Genomic DNA, 20,875 nt, shown 5'->3' on the forward strand with positions numbered 1-20,875 from the left:
CGCTACCGTTCCGGTCCTGATCCGGCTAGCGTCGGACCATGCTCGACGTCCGCCGTCTCGTGCTCCTCCGTGAGCTGTCCATCCGCGGCACGATCGCGGCCGTCGCCGAGGCCGTGAACTTCACCCCGTCGGCGGTCTCGCAGCAGCTGAGCGCCCTGGAGCGGGAGGCCGGCGTGCAGCTCCTCCGCAAGGCCGGGCGTCGGCTCCAGCTCACCCCGCAGGCCGAGGTGCTGGTGGCCGCGGCGGGCCAGGTGCTCGACGTCCTCGAGCACGCGCAGTCACAGGTCGAGGACACCCTGTCGTCCGTGCAGGGCCGCGTCCGGGTCGCGGTGTTCCAGTCCGCGGCCCTCGCCCTGATGCCGAGCGCCCTGCACGAGATGGCCACGGAACACCCCGACGTCCGGGTCGAGATGGTCCAGCGGGAACCGGAGACCGCACTGAACGAGACGTGGGCCCGTGACTTCGACATGGTCATCGCCGAGCAGTACCCGGCGCACGCCGCTCCGCACCTGCCCGGGCTCGACCGCTCCGACCTGACGACCGACGCCGTCCGGCTCGCCCTGCCCCCGCTCGACACGGCCCTGCGCCCGGTGTCGTCGCTCGAGGACGCCCGCACCATGCCCTGGGTGATGGAGCCCCGCGGCACCGCGTCGCGGCACTTCGCGGAACAGGTCTGTCGGCGCTGGGGTTTCGAGCCCGACGTCCGGTACGAGACCGCCGACCTGCAGACGCAGATCCGCCTGGTCGAGTCCGGCAACGCGGTGAGCCTGATGCCGGACCTGATGTGGACCGGCCGGACGACGACCTGTCGACTGCTCGAGCTGCCGGAGGGCCCCCGACGCACGATCTTCACCGTGGTGCGGTCCGCGGGGTCGTCGTCCCCGGCGGTCCGCGCACTCCGTGACGCGCTCGAGCGTGCGGCGGCGGCCGTCGGCGACTGATCCGCCGGCGCGCCAGCCAGCGCACACGCGATCGAGCGCGTGCCGTCCAGCGCCGTGACCGGATCGAGACCTGGGCATCCGTCAGGATCTCGTCGACGCAGACATCTCCTGGATGAGGGCACCTCCCGGTGCCCCGACCGGCATCCGAGGGGGATCCCATGAACCAGCCCTGCACCTCCACCACACGACGTGTCGCTGCCATCGGCGCAGCCGTCGCCATCGTCACTGCGTCGTCGGCGTTCGGCATCGGCGCCGCGACCGCCGTCGCGGCCGAGCCCACGACCGCCACGAGCACGGCGACACCCGGTACGCCGGCCGAGCCCGGTACGCCGGCCGAGCCCGCCGCGCCCGTCACGACGGTCGACACCGACGAGCAGCCGGGAGGCCCGTCCACCGGCACGACGCCGACTGCGGTCCCGGAAACGGCGGCACCAGAGCCCACGGCACCCGCCGCACCGGCGACACCGACGACACCTGCGGCACCCGCGGCACCCGCGGCCGACGACGGCAGCGACCTCGCTTTCACGGAACCGTCGACCGCCGAGGACCCGATCGAGCTCACCGCCACCAGCGGCACGCCCTTCACACGCACCTTCGAGACCACCGGCGGCGACGGCACCGTCGGCTACGCCATCCAGGACGCCCCGTCCTCCGACTACTGGGTCAACGTCGACACCGGTGTCCTGAGCGGCGACCCGAAGGAGGCCGGGACCTTCCGGTTCCAGGTCGTCGCCCTGAGCGGCTCGACCGACATCACCCAGTACGTCGAGCTGACGGTCGCACCCGGTGACCCCGTGGGCGTGACGTTCGGCGTCGCCACCCCCGACTACAACGGGCTGTGGCAGGTCGAGACCGACGGCACGATCTGGGAACAGGCCGCCGGTCAGGGCCGCGTCCGCATCGTGCCGAGCATCCCCGTCGCCGAGGACACCCCGCTCACGCTCGCCGGCCTCGCGGTCGACGCGTACGGCAACCGGACCACGCCGGGTCCGGACTACCCCCGGTCGACGGTCACGAGCACGGACGACTCCGACTCGGCGGTGTGGAACGACGGGGACTCCTCGAACACCGTGACCTTCGGCGGCACCGGCACCCGGACCGTGACGGTCTCCGAAGGGGGCGTCTCCACGTCGTTCGAGGTCGTGGTCGTGGTCGGCGCCGAGGACACCGACGAGCCCGCCGCCCCGGACACCATCACGTTCACCGAACCCTCGACGCCCGAGTCACCCATCCGCATCGAGACCACCGCGGGCGAGCAGATCGAGCGCACCTTCACCGCGACGGGGTCGTCGACGGAGCTGCACTACGTCCTGCTGACCGGCCCGACGGCGTTCCCCGTCCCGGGCAACGAACACCCGATCGCACCGCTCGGCCTCGCCGTCGGCGACACGAGCGGGGTCCTGAGCGGCGCCCCGACGGTGGCCGGCGAGTACGACTTCCAGGTCATGGCGATGAACGGGTCCCGCGCTGCCACCCAGTACGTCCACCTGTCCATCCGTCCCGCCGCGACGGAGGAACTCAGCCTGCTCGTCGGCACGATCGGGTCACCGAAGGGGTGGCTCCGCGACGCCGAGGGCCTGCGCGAGATCTTCGCGGAGAGCCCGAAGTCGATCCCGGTCGACGCCGTCCCGGTGGCCCAGGGGGCGACGATGGTCGTCCGGGTGACGGCCCTCGACGCCTTCGGGAACAGCACGAAGGAGTCCGACGGCGCGCAGCCCGTCGTGACGAGCAGCGTGGCCAGCGACGAAGTGACGCTGCCGTACGGCGAGTGGGAGCCCCGCGTCCGGTTCCCGCGCGCCTCGCCGCACACCATCACGGTCGCCCTCGGTGACGTCTCGACCACGTTCGACGTGGACGTGCGGCCGTCGGTCGCGACCGTCGGCGACACGACCCCGACGGCCGGCGGCGGTGGGCACCTCGCCTACACGGGCGCTGACGCCTCCGGGCCGCTCGCGTGGGCGCTGGGCCTGCTCGCCGCCGGCGGCGGTCTGCTGGTCCACCGGCTGCGTCGCCGTCGCGCCTGAGACGCGGCCCCGGACGGACGGGAGGCGCGGTGCGGGCCCGCACCGCGCCTCCCGTCCGTCCTCCCACGCCCACAGGGCGCGCCGGGCGTGCGGGGGTCCGGCGGTTTCCCGCACGCACCCCCAACCCGGGTCACATTCCGGTGAATCGTCACAGCCCGGCAACCTCATCCCGCTACGATCCGAGAACGCCGACATTCTCGGCAAATTCACATGATCTGGGCGATGAGCCCGGACCGAATCCCTGGGGGATCCCGTGCACCGCAGCACCTCCACCGTCCGTCGCGCCTGCGCCGTCGGCACCACCGTCGCCCTGGTCGGCCTGACCACCGGCCTCGGCATCATGACCGCGACGGCCGCCAACGCCGAGACGCTCGACACCACGCAGCCGATCGTGGCCGCCGAGACGCCCGCTCCGGTCGTCTCCGACGAGACGCCGACGCCGACGGACCCGCCCGTCGAGACCGCGCCCGAGACCCCGGCTCCGGCCGAGGAAGCCCCGGCGCCCACCCCCGAGGCCACCGAGCCCGCCGCGCCGGAGACCACCGCGCCGGCCGCCACCGAGGCTCCGAAGCCGACCGAGACCCCGAAGCCGGACGTCACGGCCAAGGCCGCCGACGCCGCCGTCACCATCGAGGGCACGGCCAAGGTCGGCACCCGACTCGTCGCCGTCGTCACCGGCTTCGACGACGAGGCGGGGTACAAGTACTCCTGGACCGACCAGGACGGCAACGTCCTGTCGAAGGCCGCGAGCTACGTCGTCGACCCGACCGACGTCCGCAAGACCATCACGGTCGCCGTCACGGGCACGCTGCCCGGCGCGACCGAGACCTCCACGGTCGAGTCCGAGGCCACCGCCGCCGTGACGCAGACCCCGGCGTTCCTCGGTGAGGACGGCCAGCCCACCAAGGCCGGTGCCACGCAGGACAGCCCGCTCGAGCTGAGCACAGCCGCCGGTGACGCCTTCTCGCACACCTTCCGTGCGCAGGGCTTCCCGGAGCCGAAGTACAGCCTCGCCTGGTTCGACGAGGACGACGCCGAGTACGCGGAGGAGTACCCCGAGGACGAGATGTCCCCCGCGGACCAGCTCCCCGACGGCCTCACCTTCGACGCGTCGACCGGTGAGCTCAGCGGCGTCACGACCGAGGCGTGGGACTGGACCTTCGCCGTCACGGCGACCAGCGGCACCGAGTCCGTCACCCAGTACGTCTCGCTCACCGTCGAGGCCGGCGCACCGCTCGGCGTGCAGGTCTACACGATCGACCGTTCGCAGCTGGAAGCCGAGAAGCAGCGGTCGTGGGTCATCGCGCCCGACGGCTCGGTCTACACGGTCGACGCCGAGTCCACCGATGACTCCTTCTCCGTCGTGTTCACCGACGGCGGTCGTCCGACCGTGAAGCAGGGCGGCACGCTCGTCGTGCAGGGCGGGCTCGTCGACCGGTACGGCAACGACATCCTGGCCGACGAGGACGAGACGGTCCTGCCGACCGTCACGTCGGACATCGCCAGCGACGTGATCGCTCCGGACCCCGAGCTCGGTGACTTCGGCGTCGTCGGCGTCACCTTCCCGCACGCCTCGGTGCACAACCTGTCCGTCGCGTTCGGTTCGTTCAGCACGACGTTCGCCGTGGATGTCCAGCCGACCGCGGTCGCCGGTATCGCCGACCCGACCCCGGTCGCGCCGGCAGCGGCCCCGGTCGCCCCGGTCAACACCGGCGGGCAGCTCGCCTACACCGGCTCGGACACCACCGACGCGCTGCCGTGGGCCCTGGGCCTGCTCGTCGCCGGTGCCGGCCTCATCGGCGCCCGCTTCGCGCGTCGTCGTCGCGCCCAGCGCTGACACCCTGAGACGTCTCCCGTCCGTCGCGTGCCCGCGCGGTGGACGGGAGGCCCGTGACGGCCCCGCCTGCTCCTCCACCGGAGCAGGCGGGGCCGTTTCGCATCCGCGCCCGGCCGGGTCCGCGCCGGTAGCGTTGGCGACATGCCCACGCTGCTGCACATCGACTCCTCGGCCGACCTGTCCCACTCCCGCTCGCGCGCACTGACCGCGGCCTTCGCCGACGCCTGGCGCGCCCGCGGCCCGGAGTACACGGTCGTCCGACGGGACCTGCACGTCGACCAGCTCCCCCACCTGGAGAGCTCGGCGCTGCACTGGGCCGCCGCCGACCGCACCGCCGAGGAGACCGTCGCGCCCGAGGCCGAGGCCCTTCGTCAAGAGGTCATCGACGAGCTCCTGGCCGCCGACGTCGTCGTGGTGGGTGCGCCGCTGTACAACTACACCGTGCCGTCGACCCTGAAGGCCTGGATCGACCGCATCCACGTGCCCGGCATCCTGACCGGCGGCGTGCAGCCCCTGGCCGGACGCCCTGTCGTCACCGTGGTGAGCCGCGGCGCCACCTACGACGCCGGCACCCCGACCGAGGGCTGGGACCACGGCTCCCCCGTCCTGCACATCGTGCTCGGCACCGCGCTCGGCATGAAGCTGTACCCGATCACCGTCAGCGCGACCCTGGCCGACCGGCTGCCGGACCTCGCACCGCTGGCCGACCACGCCGCCGCGGAGTTCGCCGACGCGAAGACGACGATCGAGCGCCTGGCGACGACACTCGGCTGACCCGCGCGGCTGCGGCGCTCGTCAGGCGGGTCGCACCTCGTCGGCCCGCCCGAGCAGCTCCGCGTGGAAGGCCGTCTGCGTCAGCGCGCTCGCGAGCAGGAACCCGGTCATCGACTCGATCCCGCCGCTGAAGGGCACCCGGGCGGCGACCTCGAACAGCGTCGGACGGTCCAGTGCGTCGAGGGCCGCGGCAACGTGGCGCGAGCGTTCCTCCCGGTGCCGAGCCAGGGTCTGCGCGCGGGTGACGACGTCCCGGAACCGGTACTCGTGGCCCGGGCAGACCTCGAGGTCGGCGTACGGGTCGAGCCGCGCGAGCGACGCCAGGTAGTCGCCGAGCGGATTCGTCCCGGTCCGGCCGCCGAGCCCGATGCCGGAGTTGATCCGCGGCAGCACGTGGTCGCCGGAGAACAGCAGCCCGTCGGCCTCGTCGAGGAAGCACACGTGCCCGCTCGTGTGCCCCGGGGTCCACAGCGTGCGGATCGTCCGACCGGGGATCGGCAGCAGGTCGCCGTCCCCGAGCAGCACGTCCGCGTACGGCGCCTCGATCCGGCCCATCCCGATCCGGCGTCCGCTGCCCCACGCCTCGACGACCCCGGCCTGCAGGTGCTCGGGCAGCCCCCACGTCGCGATGTCCGCGTCGTTCCGCTCGGCGTCGGCGCGTTCCCGTTCGAGCGCACGGACCTCGAGGCCGTGCATCGCCACACGTGCACCCGTCGCCCGTCGGATGGCCGCCGCGGCGCCCAGGTGGTCGGCGTGCAGGTGCGTCACGGCCACGAGCGACACGTCGTCCAGGGTCCGTCCGATCGCGGCGAGCCCGTCCCGCAGCTCGGCGAGCCCGCCGTCGGCCGACCACCCGGGGTCGATCACCGCGAGCGAGCCGTCCGCCGCCTCGACGACGTACACGAGGGTCGCGTCGGGCACCCCGAACCGGAACGGCACCGCGAGGGTCCAGATGCCCGGCCGGACCTGCTCGACGGGTGGCAGGACGCCGTCGCGGAGCGCGGCGGCCTGCACGGGGCTGATCGGTTCCGGGGCCGGCGCTGCCGGTGGGGGCACGGTCGTCACGACGGCCACCCTACCGACGCGCGCCGACCTGCCCGGCGACGGCCCTGCTCCCGACGCATGGTGAGCAGAAATGGTCGGGTGCGGGCACTGGACCCGACCATTTCTGCTCACCGAACGCACGTGCCGGGCGGAGCACGGGCCTCCAGGCAGACGGCGCAGGCCGCGCCGACAGCCCCCGCGACGCGCGCGAGTAGACAAGACCCATGGAGATCGCACCGATGCTCGCCAAGGCCGTCGCCACCGTCCCCGATCCGGACAGCACGAAGGGCGGGCTGCGGTACGAACCGAAGTGGGACGGCTTCCGGGGCATCGTGACCATCGACGGTGACGACGTCGAGATCGGGAGCCGCGGCGCCAAGCCGCTCACCCGGTACTTCCCCGAGCTCGTCGAGGCGTTCCGCGCGCAGTTCGGCGGGCGCGACCACCCGGTCGTCCTGGACGGCGAGGTGATCCTGCGTTCCGGCGAGCCCGGTGCCGAGCGCCTCGACTGGGAGGCGCTTTCGCAGCGCATCCACCCGGCGGCCTCACGGATCGCCAAGCTCAGCGTCGAGACCCCGGCCCAGTTCGTGGCCTTCGACCTGCTGGCCGTGGACGGCGAGGAGCTGGTGGACCGCCCCTTCGACGAGCGTCGCGAGCGCCTGGAGCAGCTCGGCGACGCGATGACCGACCCGCTCTTCGTCACCCGCACCACCCTCGACGTGGAGCAGGCCCGTGAATGGCTCACGACCTTCGAGGGCGCCGGGCTCGACGGCGTCGTCGCGAAGCCCCGAGCGCGGCCGTACGAACCGAACAAGCGCTCGATGCTCAAGATCAAGCACCACCGCACCGCCGACGTCGTCGCCATCGGCTACCGCGTGCACAAGAGCGGCTCCGGCGTCGGGTCGCTGCTCGTCGGGCTGTACGACGCGGACGGCGAGCTCCGCCAGGTCGGCGGCGTCTCCGCCTTCTCCGACAAGCGCCGGGCCGCGTTGATCGACGAGTTCGAGCCCGTCGTGCTCCGCGATGCGGACGGGAGGCCCGTCACCGGTGACGGGGAACGCTCGCGGTTCTCGTCGGGTCGCGACACGTCGTTCGTCCGGCTGGCGCCGGAGCTGGTGCTCGAGGTCCGGTACGACCAGATGGAGGGCGACCGGTTCCGGCACACCGTGCAGTTCGAGCGGTGGCGGCCCGATCGCGAGGCGACGTCCTGCGGGTTCGAGCAGCTCGAGGTGCCGAGTGCGTACGACCTGAACGACGTGCTGTCCTGACGGCGGAACGCACTGTGGTGTCCGTTTGTCGCTGTTCTGTCACGTTCGGGGAAAAGTAGTTAGCCGAACTAGCGAAGCCGTGCCAGGATGATCTCAGCAGCACGAGGCGTCCAGTCTGGATGCCCGGATCGGAGCGGATCGACATGAGCACCAGCACGCTTGTCCGCCACCCTCGGCGGAGCCCCTTCACAGAAGTCCGAGAGGCACGGCGCCAGCGCGTCCTGCAGCTCAGCGCGGTCATCAGCGCCATCGCCGGCGTGACCGCCACCGCGCTCGCACTCGTCACGGTCGGACTCGGCTCGTGATCGTCGACGGCATCACCGACGTGCACCGCGGCACTTGGTCGCGGCTCACCCGCTTGCACACCGCCAGCATCGGGCTGCCGACGCACACCACGCGCGTCGAGGACCCGGACCGCCAGCGGGACGTCTCCTCCGCAGCCTGACGCTCGGCCGCGGCTGTTCGGCATTCGGCCGCCGGTTGCTCGGCCTCTCGGCCGCTCGGGCTCAGCTCGGTTTCTTCGCTCGTGAGGGCTGCACGCGCGGCGGCTCCCCCGGCATCTTCGGGAAGTCCGGCGGGAACGGCAGCTCTCCCTCGCCGTTCGCCAGGTCCCGCTCCCACCACTCGAGCAGCGGCGCGATGCTGCCCGGCTGCTCCCCCATCGACTCCCACGGGTCGCCCGTGGTCCGCAGCCGCTCCGGCACCGTGCGGATCGTGAAGGTCGTCGGGTCCGCGGCGCGCAGTTCGTCCCACCCGATCGGCGTCGACACCGAGGCGTGCGCCAGGGCCCGGGGGCTGTAAGCACCGGCCATCGTGCGGTCGCGGTTGGCCTGGTTGAAGTCGACGAAGATCCGCTGCCCCCGCTCCTCCTTCCACCACGCCGTCGTGACCCGGTCGGGCATCCGTCGTTCGAGTTCGCGCGCCGCAGCGATCACTGCATGCCGCACCTCGAGGAACTCGTGCTCGGGGCGGATCGGCGCGAACACGTGCAGGCCGCGGTTGCCGCTCGTCTTGATCCAGGTGGTCAGACCGACCTCGTCGAGGACCTTCCGGAGTTCCTCGGCCACCGGCACCGTGTCGCCGAAGTCGGTGCCGGGCTGCGGGTCGAGGTCGATGCGGAGCTGGTCCGGGTGGTCGCTGTCCTCGGCACGAGAGGCCCACGGGTGGAAGACCACCGTGTTCATCTGTGCGGCCCACACCGCCACGGCCGGCTCGTCGATCACGAGCTGCGGGTGCGACCGGGCACTCGGGTAGGTCACTGTCACCGAGCGGACGTAGTCGGGGGCTCCCTTCGGCGGGTTCTTCGAGAAGAACTGCTCGCCGTCGACGCCGCCGGGGAACCGCTGCAGCGAGATCGGCCGGTCGCCGTTCGCCCGGACGAAGGCGTCGCCCACCGTGACGAGGTACTCCGCGAGGTCGAGCTTCGTGATGCCCGCCTCGGGCCAGAGCACCCGCGAGGGGCTGCTGATCCGGACCTCGCGGTCACAGTCAGGGCCGGGCACCCGCACCGTCGTCGCTTCGCTCGCCATGCAGCGGACCGTACACGCGTGCCGGATGCCCGCCCGCAGCCGGGACCGCTCTTGTTCCCTCAAGACACCGGTGTTCCCTGGTCGAACACGCGCACGCCGGTGTTCAGCGCGCGGACACCGGTGTCTTGCGGGCAGACTTCACATCACGTTCCAGTGCAGGTGGCCGTTCGCGTCAGGGCCCTTGCCGCCGCAGGTGTACGAGTTGCCGTTCGCGGCCTGGGCGACGACTCCGGCCTGCCCATCGGCGCAGAACGCCCCGGGCGTGATGAAGTCGTGCGACGGCGCGGGCGCCTGCTCGACGGGCGCGGGAGCAGGGGCGGGAGCGGCTGGCGCAGGCGCGGGAGCCGCGGGGGCTGGAGCCGGCTCGACGTAGGAGCCGACCGCGGTCACCTCGGTCACCGGGGCGGTCGACACGGTCTTCGAGACCTGGACTCGGTCCGTCTCGACGCCGTCGGTGGTGGTCACGCGGTACGTCCGTGTGAGCACGCCGTCGACGCCCGCTGTCTGCAGCCGCGTCTGACCCTTCGCGAGGGTCGGATCGTCGATGGTGGTCTTCCGGAAGTGGATCGGGAAGTCCTTCGAGACCTCCGACACCTCGACGACCGGCGTCGGAGTCGGCGTCGGCGTCGAACTGGGTGTCGGGGTCGTCGTCGTGGCGTCGGCGACGGCTCGCGGGGAAGCAGAGTCCTGGCTCGCACTCGTCACGGCTGCGCCCACCACAGCACCGGCGGTACCCACGCCCCCGACCCAGATCACCGCTGCGATCGCGACGACGACCGAAGCCTTCGCCTTCGTCGGTAGTGCTGACCAGCGCATCCTGCGACATCCCCTCGAGTTCGGTACGACGATCCAGGGTGCCCCGTGCTCCGTCGACCGCTGCACCCCCACTCCGGGGCAGCCGCGCTGTGAGGATGAACCGTCCACCGGGCAGGATGGGCGGGTGAACGCGTACCTCGGCATCGACCTCGCGTGGGGGCTCGGCTCCGAACGGAAGGCCGCGAACGAGACCGGGCTGGTCGCGATGGACCACGATGGCACGATCACCGACGCCGGCTGGGCCCGCGGGGTCGACGCCGTCACGGACTGGATCGCCGGGAACGTCGGGCCACGATCCCTGATCGCCGTGGACGCCTCACTCGTCGTGACGAACCCGACGGGCATCCGCGAGTCCGAGCGGCAGGTCGGGCAGCGGTACGGCCGGTGGAAGGTCGCGGCGAACCCGACCAACCAGGCGTCGGCGGCGAGCGCCGGCGCAGCGCTGCTCGACCGGCTGACCACGCAGGGCATCGGGTACGTCTCCGACACGGAGTCGATGCGACGACGCACCGGTCCGGCGATGTTCGAGTGCTACCCGTACACGACCTTGGTCGGCGTGGAGGAGCTCGGCTACGACGTGGAACGACCCCGGTACAAGCGGCTCGACCTCCGGATCCCTGCGGCCGAGGCACGTGCCCGTCGCGCCGAGGCCTTCGACGAGCTGGTCCGGCGGCTGCGCGAGACCCCGCTCGACCCGCCGCTGCTGCTGGACTCCCATCCGCTGACGCAGCGGCTCGCCGACCCGTCGGTGTTGCACGGTCCGACGCACAAGCACCGCGAGGACCTGCTCGACGGTGCCCTGTGCGCGTGGACGGCGGCGTTCTGGGAGCGACACGGCGACCAGCGCGTGCAGATCCTGGGAGGTGATCCGGCCCTCCCCACCGACCCGCTGGACGAGGCGGGCCGGCGGCCCGTCGTGGTGGCACCCGCACGCCCGTCGCAGCGCTGACGGCGCGAGAAGGATCAGATCTCGCCCGTTGCAGCCGCCGTGCAGATCACCTTCGTGAGGAGTTCGCGAAGGGGTTGCAGGTCACCGAGCATCGACCGGCGGGCGGCGTGATGGTTCTCATTTGTCGTGACCCTCCGCCAGTCGAGCACGACACCACGTTCGGCCGCGTACTCGCGCCAGAACTCCCGCTGGGTTCGCCCGTTACCCTCCATGAAGGGATGGATGTAGTTGAGCGTCGCGAACTGTTCGGTCAAGAAGTCCAGAGGACGCTCCGGCATCCTGGGCGAAGCGAGCTCATCGTCCAGCCGGGCCATCCGTACGGGGATCAGTTCAGGCGCCAGGAACGGTTCGTCAGGATTCTTCGCGATGCCGTCGAGCCGGTACTGGCCTGCCCAGACGTAGACGTCCTGGAAGAGATGGGCGTGGATACGGCGCACCCGTTCCGATGGCAGGAGCCCCGCGAGTCCGGGAACCTCACCGAGCAGGAGGTCCAACTCCCGGTCCTGCACCTCGGGGACCTCGAGTTCCGCGAGTTGGTCACGGCTCGTGGCCCCGAACTTGTTGCGGAGGACGTACTGGTCGTCGTAGTACCCGCCGTCGGGTCGAAGACTCACCGACGGTGCGCGAAAGCCCGGAGCTCCTCGCGACTGATCTCGCCCTTCGCGAAGCGGTCCATGTACCGGATCCACTCGGGGTTGTCCTTGAATCCTTCGAGTCGCCCGGAGTGGATCACCGCGGCGACGGCGCGCGTCCGCTTGACGCGCTCCGAGCCGGAGACGGTCCGAACCATTCGCTTGGGCATGCACCAATGTTACGCCGGGGCGGTCACGTGTTCCAGACCCGGAGGACGGCCCGTCGTGGTGGCGCCCGCGCGCCCGTCGCAGCGGAGGCCGCGCGGCTAGGGTTGAGCGGTGAGCACGACGACCGAACCCTTGCACATCGGGCTGGTGTCGCTGCACACCTCCCCCGGAGACGAACCCGGTTCGGGCGAGGTCGGCGGCATGAACGTCGTCGTCCGGCACCAGGCCGAGGCGCTGGCCGACCTGGGCCACCACGTGGACATCATCACGCGCCGGTCAGCCCCGACGCAGCCGGACTCGGTGTCGCTCGTGCCGGGCGTGTGCCTGCGGTTCTTGTCAGCGGGGCCGGCCGAGCCGGTGCCGAAGGGCGAGCACGACGCGTTCATCGAACCGTTCCGCCACGAGCTGGAGCAGCTCGGGCCGTTCGACGTCCTGCACTCGCACCACTGGTTCTCCGGCGCCGCCGCGCTGCCCGTCGCCCGCGAGCGCGGCATCCCCCACGTGCAGTCATTCCACTCAATCGCCGCCGACCCGGCCACACCGCTGTCCGAGGGCGAACGTCCCGAGTCGGCGGGCCGCATCGCCGGCGAGGAACTGCTCGCCCGCGAGTCTGACGCCGTCGTCGTGGTGTCCGAGGCAGAGGCCTCGACCGTGCGCACCCGGCTCGGCGGCGACGACGCCCGCATCTGGATCGTGCCGCCGGGGGTCGACGGCTCCGTCTTCCGCCCCGCCGCCGTCGGTGCGCGCCGCGCCGCCACCCCCTACGTCGTCGCGGCGGCGCGCGTGCAACCCCTCAAGGGCCTGGACCTGGCGATCGAGGCGATCGCGGACATCAGCCTGGAGGCCCGCCCCACCCTGGTCATCGCGGGCGACGTCTCGAGTGAGGCGGGCGACTACGTGGACGAACTGCGTCGGCTCGCCGACGCGAGGGGCATCGCCGACCACGTCACCTTCATCGGGCCGCAGTCGCGTGCCGATCTGGCGTTCCTGTTCCGTGGCGCGGCAGCCGTGCTCGTGCCGTCCCACTCCGAGACGTACGGGCTCGTCGCGCTCGAGGGCTCCGCTTCCGGGGTGCCGGTCGTGGCCGCCGCTGCCGGGGGCCTGCGTGAGGCGGTGGTCGACGGGGAGACGGGCGTCGTGCTCGAGTCGCGTGACCCGCAGGAGTGGGCGGACGAGATCGAGCGGATCCTGACCGATGCGCCGTACGCCGCCGGGCTCGCCGCTGCGGGCCGGGAGCACGCGGAGCGCCTGAGCTGGGAGCGGTCGGCCGCGGGACTCGAGGACGTCTACCGCCGGCTGCTCGGGCGCTCGTGAGCGGGACGGGCGGGCGGTTCGCGGCGTTCTGGGCCGCGCTCGACGCCGTGCCCGTCGAGTCGGACGCCGAGGCGCTCTACGACGTCGGAACGCCCGAGGGACGACTGCGACGGGCGAACCTGACGCGGTACCTGGAGCAGTCCGGGCCCGGGGCCGACACGTTGCTCGTGGCCGAGGCACCGGGGTGGCGCGGCATGACGAACACGGGTGTGCCGTTCACGAGCATGCGCGAGCTCGGACCCGAGTACGGCGTCCCGCTGGAGCCGACGGCACCGTGGGAGGCCTCGTCGCGCGTCGTGCACGCCGCACTGGAGGGCTGGCGCGGTGCGCTCCCGGTGGCGTGGGCGATCTTCCCGCACCACCCCTTCGTGGCGCCGGACCGGCTGACGAACCGCACGCCGCGGCCCGCCGAGGTCCGCTCGGGCGCGCCCGTCGCCCTCGCGCTGCTGGAGGCCCTCGGCGGTATGGACCGGGTCCGGGTGGTCGCCGTCGGTCGCAAGGCGCAGGGAGCGCTCGCGCTGGCCGGCATCGAGGCGACCGCCGTTCGGCACCCGGCGCAGGGCGGCGCGAAGCAGTTCACCGAACAGCTGCGGGCGCTGGACCGCTAGCCGTCCGTCCGCCCCGGTGCGTCCAGGTCGCGTCCCGGTCGCGTCCCGCTCAGGCGGAGCGGACCTCGACGCCCTTGGCCGCGAGCCGCTCGGCGACGTGGGCGGGCAGTGGTGCGGCGGCGTACACGGTGCGGAGCTCCGGCAGGTCAAGCAGGTCGTCCCAGTTCTGCGGGTCGAAGCGGTCGTCCGAGCCGTCCCAGCCGGGGTGGACGTCCTGCAGGACCTCGAGGTCGGAGTCCACGGTGATCTCGGTGACGAGCGACAGGTGCGACGGCAGCAGGTCGAGGTCGTCGTAGTACTCGCGCGCCCGGTCGTCCTGCCCGTCGACGTCGAGGTCCTCGTCGGTCTCGTCCTCGGCGTCCGGGTCGTAGGGGTCCAGGACGTCGAGGTCGTAGCAGAGGACGTCGAGCACCAGGAGCTTCGCGTTGAAGTCCGCGAACTCGATGGGCTCCTCGGTGGTGTTCGACTGCTGGTCCATGGCCGGAGCGTATCCGTCGCCGAGCGACCGTGTTGCGATCGCGAGAAACCTTCCTGTGGGACTGGACAGAAAGGCATTCCGCGCGCAAGGGTGACGCATGGCCACCACCAAGACGGACCGCCCACAGCAGGAGCAGCACGAGCTCCGCCGGGTCATCGGTCCCAAGCTCCTGCTGCTCTTCATCGTCGGCGACATCCTCGGCACGGGTGTCTACGCGCTCACCGGCCAGGTCGCGGCCGAGGTCGGCGGGGCAGCGTGGCTCCCCTTCCTCATCGCGTTCGCGGTCGCGCTGCTGACGGCCTTCTCGTACCTCGAACTCGTGACGAAGTACCCCCAGACCGCCGGTGCCGCCCTCTACGTGCACAAGGCGTTCGGCATCCACTTCGTCACCTTCATCGTGACGTTCATCGTGATGTGTTCCGGGATCACGTCGGCATCGACGGCATCGCGGGCGTTCGCGGCGAACCTCGGCGCCGGGTTCGGCATCGAGCTGCCGAACGGCGTCGTGATGCTCATCGCGATGGGCTTCATGCTCGCGGTGATGTTCATCAACTTCCGCGGGGTGAGCGAGAGCGTCAAGACGAACGTCGTGCTGACGCTCGTCGAGCTGTCCGGTCTCGTCATGGTGATCCTGATCGGGTTCTGGGCGATCGCGGGCGGCAACGCGGACTTCTCGCGGGTCGTGATGTTCGAGACGCCGGAGGACAAGTCCCTGCTGCTGTCGATCAGCACCGCGACGTCGCTGGCGTTCTTCGCGATGGTCGGGTTCGAGGACTCGGTCAACATGGCCGAGGAGACCAAGGACCCCTCGCGCATCTTCCCGAAGATCATGCTCACCGGTCTCGGCATCACCGCTGTGATCTACGTCCTCGTGTCCATCTGCGCCGTGGCCGTGGTGCCGATCGGTGAACTGGCCGGCAACGAGACCCCGCTCGTCACCGTCGTGCAGACCGCCGCGCCGGACTTCCCGATCGCCGACCTGCTGCCCTTCATCTCGATGTTCGCCGTCGCCAACACGGCCCTGATCAACATGATGATGGCGTCGCGCCTGCTCTACGGCATGAGCAAGCAGGGCGTGCTGCCGGGCTTCCTGTCCCGCATCTCCCCCGCCCGTCGCACCCCGTCGACCGCGATCGTCTTCACCACGCTCATCTCGCTGCTGCTGATCGGGTGGGTCTCGCTCGACCCGGACTCCCCCATCGTCGTCGTCCTCGGTGGCACCACTTCGCTGTTGCTGCTGACGGTGTTCGCCGTCGTCAACGTGACCGTGCTCGTGCTGCGCCGCGACAAGGTCGACCACAAGCACTTCCGCGCGGGCGTCATCATCCCGGTCATCGGCATCATCACGTGCCTCTGGCTCGTCCTGCCGTTCTCGTCCGGTCGTGACCCGCAGCAGTACCAGATCGCCGGCGCGCTGCTGGCCCTGGGCGTGCTGCTCTGGATCCTGACCTGGTTCACCCACGGGCGGAAGCAGGCCGAGAAGGCCCCGACCGGACTCGTGACGGAGCCGACGAAGGTGCAGCGCCCGCCGCACGACCACCGCGACGTCTGATGGACGCGACCAGTGTCATCTGGACCGTCGTCATCGCGGTGATCGCCGCGCTGTCGCTGTCCGCCGGAGGCTGGCGCCTGCGTCGGGGTCGACGGGCCGACCGACGCGACCGGTGACCGCCGCGCACGAGTGACCCGTGACGGTTCTGGTTCGCGAAGCCCCCGCTTCGTGAACCAGAACCGTCACTCGTTGCCGGGGAGGCACCTTCCCCGCGGCGAGCAACCCGCGGCGAACCCCGAACGCCGAACGCCGAACCCCCGAACGGGCGATCACGGCGGGCCGCCGCAGGCTTCCCAGGAGGCGCCCGTACGCTCGTGCTGCTCTTCCCGCTCCGCCCGCCCAGCACCCGCCCAGCCCCTCGAGAGGTCCCGTCATGCGCCGTGTCGGCATCACCCTCGCCTCGGTGTTCGGCGCCGGGATCGTGGCGGTCGGCATCGGCGTGGTCGTCCTCGTGGTGATCGCGGTCAACTCGCTCGCCGGCATCGCGAAGTCGAGCGCCGCCACCCCGACGCCCGCGTGCCCGGCCGTCGCCTCGAAGACGATCGGCGGGATGGTCGTGCCGGCCGGCCCCGTCGGCGGCTTCTGCCAGGACCGCCTGGTGAACGCCGCACACGTGATCGAAGCCGCCCAGGCGCTCGGCATCGGCCCCCACACGCAGGCCGTCGGGGTGATGACCGCGATCGGCGAGTCGAGCCTGGTGAACCTGGACCACGGCGACGCCGCGGGCCCGGACAGCCGCGGCCTGTTCCAGCAGCGCGACAACGGCGCCTGGGGCACGTACGAGCAGCGGATGGACCCGTACACGGCCGCGACGATGTTCTACACGAAGCTCGTGAAGGTCCCCGGCTGGAAGACGATGAGCCCGACGCAGATGGCGCACGCGGTGCAGATCAACTCCGATCCGGACCACTACGCGAAGTCGTGGCCGCAGGCGAAGGCGATCGTCGAGGAGCTCACCGGCCAGGACGTGCCGGACGCCGCTCCCCAGGGCTGACCGCTCACGAGGCCACCGCCTGCGTGTCCTCGTCGAACTCGACGATCGCGGCTCCCCCGGAGTGCACGACGACCTGGGCGCGGAGCCGAACAGACTGCTCGTCGAGGGCACAGGCGCAGGCGTCGACCCACTCCCAGTCCACCGGGTAGAGCCGGTCGGCGTCGGGGCGTTCCCACACGAGCACGACGTCGACGGCCCCGAGCTGCGCCACGATGTCGGCGATCAGGGCCGCGAAGTCGTCGACGTGTTCGTCCGGGGAGTACGGCAGGTCGGCGATCGGCAGCAGGAACGGGATCGACATCCCGCGGTCGTCGAGGAACAGCACCCAGCACTGCCGGCGCAGCGGCCGTTCGACGACGGCTTCGACGAGTCGGACGACGTCGTCGTCGGTGCGGACGGGTTCACGGATCAGGCGGTCGAGCATCTCGGTGTCAGGCATGGCTCCAGCGTGGCGAACCGGAAGCCCCAGCCGAGGCGCGGTCCGGGTTCTGTGGAGAGCCGCTCCACGAACCCAGCCTGTGGAGGAAGAGTCCCTCAGATGCCGTGCGTGACCGAGCTGTCGACGAGCAGCAGCGAGGCGAAGAACACCGCGACGATCGCCGCCATGCCGACGAGCACCACCGGCCAGGTCAGCCGACGCCGTACGAGCCGCAGCACGCAGACGGCGATGGTGGCGACCAGCACCGCCGCCACGATGATCGGTCCGACGACGACGACCGAGTCACCCAGCGTCTCGTTGCAGGTGTTGCCCGGCGCGGCGCACGACACGAACGCCAGCGACATGAGCCTGATCCCCCACCCCGCTGCCAACGCACCGACCGTGAGCACGACGAGCAGCGCGGTGGACGCGACCACGTCCGCGACGCGAGCGCGTCCTGCCAGGGGGTGCCGGGCCTCCCGACCGAAGCGCGCCGGGCCGGACCCGAGCGGATCCGGACCCGACACAGGACCCGCCCCAGGCCCCGTCCCGGGGGCCGGGCCGGACTGCCGCGCGGGCGCGCCCATCAGGAGCGCCGGCCGCGCGTCGACCAGAGGGCGAGCGCGATGAGGACGGGCTGACCGAACAGGCGGACGAAGCGCTTCTCGTCGCTGTCCAGACCGAAGGCGTCGCGACGGTTGACCCACTGCGACAGGTTGCCGGGGAAGATCACCGTGAAGAACAGCGCCGCGACCGAGCCGACGAAGCGGCGGGTCGGCTTCGGAGCGAGCACGAGGGCCGAGCCGAGCGTGATCTCCGCGACCCCCGATGCGAGCACCGTCGTGTCGTCGTCCAGCGGGACGAACTCGGGGACCTGCGCCGTGAACTCCTTGCGCGCGAAGGTGAGGTGACTCGTGCCCGCGACGACGAGGGCCAGGCCGAGCAGGACGCGGAAGAAGGAACGCATGCCTCCATGGTGCCCGTTCCCGCGACCGGGTGCCCGCGCTGCGCGACTCGGACGTGTTCGAAGCGAGGTTCACTCGCTAACATGCGGTCCATGGGAGCAGTCGCTCGAGACCACGAACCGCCGGCAGCCCCGGCGACCTTCGCGGTGGCGCTCGGACCGGTCGCGTTCTACCTCGGCATCATCGTGCCCGCGCAGTCGACCGTGCAGCACGTGCTGCTCGGTGCGGTGTTCGGGCTGGTCTGCGTGCTCAGTGGCTGGCGGGCGATCCGGATCGCCGGTCGTCGCCGGGCCGTGCAGGTGTGGTCGTGGATCGGCATCGTGATCGGGACGGCTGGGCTCGTCATGCTCGTCTGGCAGGTGCTCGTGATCGTGACCGGGGGTGCGTTCCCGCCGCCGTTCTGGTCGCCGTACGCCAACCGCTGACGCGGTCCGGCCGGGAGGCCCGGGTCGCGTCTGCCCCGTCGCTCGCGAAACGGGTCGGCCCGGGTCAGGGCCGCCCCGCCCGACGACGCCGGGTCACCAGCCGAGCGTGCCGGGCGCGCCCTTGAACGGCCCGACGATGTCCGCCGTGATCCAGCCGCCGTAGAAGTCGCCGTCCTGCGCCTGGACCCGTTCGCCGCCGACCTCGCACGAGTCCATCGCCGACGGGTAGATCGCGACGCGTTCCCGCAGCGACTCGTAGCCGGGCACGGGCGTCGGGTAGTTCCAGGCGGCGCGGCTCGCGACCGTCCCGTCACCACCGACGACGTCGAAGTAGCGCGCCAGGCCCTTGAACTCGCACATGCTCGAGCCGGACGCCTTGACCAGCGCACCCTCGGCGAGGTCGGCGATCGGCAGGTAGTAGACCGGCGGGTGCGAGGTCTCGAGCACGCGGACGGCGTCGGTCGTGTTGGCGACGACCGTGCCGCCGAGACGGACGACGACGCGGGCGGTGACCCGCTCGACGGCGGGTGGGCGGGGGTAGTCCCAGACGGATTCCTGGCCGGGGCCGGGCTCGGTCCTCTTCGGGTGGCGCATGCTCCAGGTGTACGCCCGGTGCCTGCGGTGCAGCCGCGTGCGTGCGCGCAATCGCCTCCGGGTGCACCATGGGCGGGTGACGACGACGACACGCACCCTGTTCCGACGGAAGCCCATCGACACGATCGATGACGAGGCCGGGGGCGAGGGCGGCCTGAAACGGCACCTCGGTCTGTGGCAGCTCACCGCGATCGGCATCGGCGGCATCATCGGCGCCGGCATCTTCACCCTCGCCGGCACCGTCGCGAACGGCGTCGCCGGGCCCGCGGTGCTGATCAGCTTCCTGGTCGCCGGGGTCGCGAGCGCCGCCGCCGCGTTGTCGTACGCCGAGTTCGCCGGACTCATCCCGAAGGCGGGCAGCGCGTACACGTACGGCTACGCGGTGCTCGGCGAGATCGTCGGGTGGTTCATCGGCTGGGACCTGCTGCTCGAGTACACGGCGATCGTGGCGGTGGTCGCGATCGGCATCTCCGGCTACGTGGGGTTCCTGGTCGGCCAGTTCGGCATCGACCTGCCCGCGTGGATGCTCGGCGCCCCGGGCACCGGTGACGGCCACGTGATCGACGTCTTCGCGATCGCGCTGTGCCTGCTCACCGCGTTCGTGCTCACGCGCGGCATCCGGAGCGCCGCCCGGTTCGAGTTCGTCGCCGTCGGCATCAAGGTGGCACTCGTCGTGCTCATCGTCGTGCTCGGCGTGTTCCACATCAACAGCGCCAACTACTCCCCGTACTTCCCGTTCGGCTTCGGCGGCGTGATGACCGGTGCCGCGACCGTGTTCTTCGCCGTGTTCGGCTACGACGCCATGTCCACCGCGGCCGAGGAGTCCACCGATGCCCGTAAGCACATGCCGAAGGCGATCCTGCTGTCCCTGGGCATCTCGATGGTGCTGTACGTCCTGGCGACGCTCGTGCTCACCGGGATGCAGAAGTACACCGACATCGACCCGGCGTCGGGCTTCTCGTCGGCGTTCGCGTCCGTCGGGCTCGGCGGTGTCGCCAACGTCATCGCGATCGGTGCCATCGTCGGCATCGTCACGGTGCTGGTGACGTTCATGCTCGGTGCCTCGCGCGTCTGGTTCTCGATGAGTCGCGACGGCCTGATGCCGAAGTGGTTCGCGAAGACCGACCCGAAGCGGCACGTGCCGACCCGGGTGACCTGGATCCTCGGCATCGCGTCGGCGATCCTGGCCGGGGTGCTGCCGATCGGTGTCGTCGCGGAGCTCACGAACATCGGCATCCTGCTCGCGTTCGTGGTGGTGTGCTCGGCCGTGGTGGTGCTGCGCTACCGGCAGCCCGACCTGGACCGCCAGTTCCGGCTGCCGTTCATGCCGGTCATCCCGATCATCGGCGTCATCGCGTCGCTGTGGCTCGTCACGTTCCTGCAGTGGGAGACGTGGGTGCGGTTCGCGATCTGGTTCGCGATCGGGCTCGGCGTCTACTTCGGGTACTCGCGGAAGCACAGCAAGCTGGCCGAGCCGGCGAAGCGCTGAGCACAGCCGACGAAGCGCCGCGCACAGCCGACGCCGCAGCCGACGCCGGCAGCGCC

General features: G+C 71.5%; 24 protein-coding genes. 14 read left to right on the forward strand and 10 right to left on the reverse strand.

Annotation, left to right across the window (positions count from 1 at the left end):
• Positions 1–38 precede the first annotated feature (38 nt).
• The 4 genes from DEI98_RS12565 (at position 39) to DEI98_RS12585 (ending at position 5,576) form a co-directional block, all read left to right on the forward strand.
• Positions 39–941, forward strand: a complete 903-nt coding sequence (locus tag DEI98_RS12565; RefSeq protein ID WP_111047392.1) for a LysR substrate-binding domain-containing protein — start codon at positions 39–41, stop codon at positions 939–941.
• 158 nt (positions 942–1,099) lie between these two features.
• Positions 1,100–2,965, forward strand: a complete 1,866-nt coding sequence (locus DEI98_RS12570) for a hypothetical protein (RefSeq protein ID WP_111100907.1) — start codon at positions 1,100–1,102, stop codon at positions 2,963–2,965.
• Between the two features lie 253 nt (positions 2,966–3,218).
• Complete coding sequence (locus tag DEI98_RS12580; protein ID WP_111100908.1) at positions 3,219–4,802, forward strand: putative Ig domain-containing protein; 1,584 nt, start codon at positions 3,219–3,221, stop codon at positions 4,800–4,802.
• A gap of 141 nt (positions 4,803–4,943) precedes the next feature.
• On the forward strand, positions 4,944–5,576 hold the full coding sequence (locus DEI98_RS12585; RefSeq protein ID WP_111047389.1) for an FMN-dependent NADH-azoreductase: 633 nt from the start codon (positions 4,944–4,946) through the stop codon (positions 5,574–5,576).
• 21 nt (positions 5,577–5,597) lie between these two features.
• On the opposite strand, the gene DEI98_RS12590 is transcribed toward DEI98_RS12585, so the two are convergent.
• Positions 5,598–6,641, reverse strand: coding sequence for an MBL fold metallo-hydrolase (locus DEI98_RS12590; RefSeq protein ID WP_181438032.1), 1,044 nt, complete (start codon positions 6,639–6,641; stop codon positions 5,598–5,600).
• Between the two features lie 203 nt (positions 6,642–6,844).
• Here DEI98_RS12590 and DEI98_RS12595 point away from each other — a divergent pair, with 203 nt between their 5' ends.
• From DEI98_RS12595 to DEI98_RS18700, 3 genes are all read left to right on the forward strand, one after another.
• On the forward strand, positions 6,845–7,888 hold the full coding sequence (locus DEI98_RS12595) for an ATP-dependent DNA ligase (RefSeq protein ID WP_111100909.1): 1,044 nt from the start codon (positions 6,845–6,847) through the stop codon (positions 7,886–7,888).
• Positions 7,889–8,031: 143 nt separating this feature from the next.
• Positions 8,032–8,193 carry a hypothetical protein gene (locus DEI98_RS18695; protein ID WP_163343780.1) on the forward strand — a complete coding sequence of 54 codons (162 nt, stop codon included), beginning with the start codon at positions 8,032–8,034 and terminating at the stop codon, positions 8,191–8,193.
• Positions 8,190–8,333 carry a hypothetical protein gene (locus tag DEI98_RS18700; protein ID WP_155896788.1) on the forward strand — a complete coding sequence of 48 codons (144 nt, stop codon included), beginning with the start codon at positions 8,190–8,192 and terminating at the stop codon, positions 8,331–8,333. Before DEI98_RS18695 ends, DEI98_RS18700 begins: the two co-directional genes overlap by 4 nt.
• A 61-nt stretch (positions 8,334–8,394) precedes the next feature.
• Here the strand turns inward: DEI98_RS18700 and ligD are convergent, their stop codons facing one another.
• Both ligD and DEI98_RS12610 read right to left on the reverse strand, forming a co-directional pair.
• A complete protein-coding gene (ligD, locus tag DEI98_RS12605; protein WP_111100910.1) occupies positions 8,395–9,417 on the reverse strand; it encodes a non-homologous end-joining DNA ligase in 1,023 nt (340 codons plus the stop codon).
• 138 nt (positions 9,418–9,555) lie between these two features.
• Positions 9,556–10,233 carry a G5 domain-containing protein gene (locus tag DEI98_RS12610; RefSeq protein WP_111100959.1) on the reverse strand — a complete coding sequence of 226 codons (678 nt, stop codon included), beginning with the start codon at positions 10,231–10,233 and terminating at the stop codon, positions 9,556–9,558.
• A 124-nt stretch (positions 10,234–10,357) separates the two neighbouring features.
• Between DEI98_RS12610 and DEI98_RS12615 the strand changes: the two genes are divergently transcribed.
• Complete coding sequence (locus tag DEI98_RS12615; RefSeq protein ID WP_181438039.1) at positions 10,358–11,182, forward strand: DUF429 domain-containing protein; 825 nt, start codon at positions 10,358–10,360, stop codon at positions 11,180–11,182.
• A gap of 14 nt (positions 11,183–11,196) precedes the next feature.
• Here the strand turns inward: DEI98_RS12615 and DEI98_RS18705 are convergent, their stop codons facing one another.
• Positions 11,197–11,796 carry a Fic family protein gene (locus tag DEI98_RS18705; protein WP_181422736.1) on the reverse strand — a complete coding sequence of 200 codons (600 nt, stop codon included), beginning with the start codon at positions 11,794–11,796 and terminating at the stop codon, positions 11,197–11,199.
• Positions 11,793–11,984: an antitoxin VbhA family protein gene (locus DEI98_RS18710; RefSeq protein ID WP_146245006.1), complete on the reverse strand. Its 192-nt coding sequence runs from the start codon at positions 11,982–11,984 to the stop codon at positions 11,793–11,795. The genes DEI98_RS18705 and DEI98_RS18710 overlap by 4 nt, the downstream gene beginning before the upstream one ends.
• 109 nt (positions 11,985–12,093) lie before the next feature.
• On the opposite strand from DEI98_RS18710, the gene DEI98_RS12625 reads away from it, so the two are divergent.
• Both DEI98_RS12625 and DEI98_RS12630 read left to right on the forward strand, forming a co-directional pair.
• On the forward strand, positions 12,094–13,296 hold the full coding sequence (locus tag DEI98_RS12625; protein ID WP_111100912.1) for a glycosyltransferase: 1,203 nt from the start codon (positions 12,094–12,096) through the stop codon (positions 13,294–13,296).
• Positions 13,293–13,904: a uracil-DNA glycosylase gene (locus DEI98_RS12630; RefSeq protein WP_110865108.1), complete on the forward strand. Its 612-nt coding sequence runs from the start codon at positions 13,293–13,295 to the stop codon at positions 13,902–13,904. Before DEI98_RS12625 ends, DEI98_RS12630 begins: the two co-directional genes overlap by 4 nt.
• 49 nt (positions 13,905–13,953) lie before the next feature.
• On the opposite strand, the gene DEI98_RS12635 is transcribed toward DEI98_RS12630, so the two are convergent.
• Positions 13,954–14,382 carry a DUF6892 domain-containing protein gene (locus DEI98_RS12635; RefSeq protein ID WP_110865109.1) on the reverse strand — a complete coding sequence of 143 codons (429 nt, stop codon included), beginning with the start codon at positions 14,380–14,382 and terminating at the stop codon, positions 13,954–13,956.
• Between the two features lie 97 nt (positions 14,383–14,479).
• On the opposite strand from DEI98_RS12635, the gene DEI98_RS12640 reads away from it, so the two are divergent.
• Positions 14,480–15,934: an APC family permease gene (locus tag DEI98_RS12640; RefSeq protein ID WP_071404196.1), complete on the forward strand. Its 1,455-nt coding sequence runs from the start codon at positions 14,480–14,482 to the stop codon at positions 15,932–15,934.
• A gap of 373 nt (positions 15,935–16,307) precedes the next feature.
• Positions 16,308–16,928 (forward strand): hypothetical protein, encoded by a 621-nt coding sequence (locus tag DEI98_RS12645; RefSeq protein WP_071404197.1) that lies wholly within the window; start codon positions 16,308–16,310, stop codon positions 16,926–16,928.
• 4 nt (positions 16,929–16,932) lie between these two features.
• On the opposite strand, the gene DEI98_RS12650 is transcribed toward DEI98_RS12645, so the two are convergent.
• From DEI98_RS12650 to DEI98_RS12660, 3 genes are all read right to left on the reverse strand, one after another.
• Complete coding sequence (locus tag DEI98_RS12650) at positions 16,933–17,367, reverse strand: hypothetical protein (RefSeq protein ID WP_111100913.1); 435 nt, start codon at positions 17,365–17,367, stop codon at positions 16,933–16,935.
• A gap of 95 nt (positions 17,368–17,462) precedes the next feature.
• Positions 17,463–17,933, reverse strand: a complete 471-nt coding sequence (locus tag DEI98_RS12655) for a DUF6264 family protein (RefSeq protein ID WP_258370851.1) — start codon at positions 17,931–17,933, stop codon at positions 17,463–17,465.
• Positions 17,933–18,313, reverse strand: a complete 381-nt coding sequence (locus DEI98_RS12660; RefSeq protein ID WP_111100914.1) for a hypothetical protein — start codon at positions 18,311–18,313, stop codon at positions 17,933–17,935. Before DEI98_RS12660 ends, DEI98_RS12655 begins: the two co-directional genes overlap by 1 nt.
• A gap of 90 nt (positions 18,314–18,403) precedes the next feature.
• On the opposite strand from DEI98_RS12660, the gene DEI98_RS12665 reads away from it, so the two are divergent.
• A complete protein-coding gene (locus tag DEI98_RS12665) occupies positions 18,404–18,736 on the forward strand; it encodes a hypothetical protein (protein ID WP_111233944.1) in 333 nt (110 codons plus the stop codon).
• Positions 18,737–18,829: 93 nt separating this feature from the next.
• On the opposite strand, the gene DEI98_RS12670 is transcribed toward DEI98_RS12665, so the two are convergent.
• The gene (locus DEI98_RS12670) at positions 18,830–19,330 is read right to left on the reverse strand and encodes a DUF427 domain-containing protein (protein WP_181438033.1); all 501 of its coding nucleotides are present in this window, start codon (positions 19,328–19,330) and stop codon (positions 18,830–18,832) included.
• A gap of 76 nt (positions 19,331–19,406) precedes the next feature.
• Here DEI98_RS12670 and DEI98_RS12675 point away from each other — a divergent pair, with 76 nt between their 5' ends.
• On the forward strand, positions 19,407–20,819 hold the full coding sequence (locus tag DEI98_RS12675; RefSeq protein ID WP_110865115.1) for an amino acid permease: 1,413 nt from the start codon (positions 19,407–19,409) through the stop codon (positions 20,817–20,819).
• Positions 20,820–20,875: the final 56 nt, after the last annotated feature.

The organism is Curtobacterium sp. MCLR17_034, assembly GCF_003234485.1.
Lineage (GTDB): Bacteria > Actinomycetota > Actinomycetes > Actinomycetales > Microbacteriaceae > Curtobacterium > Curtobacterium flaccumfaciens.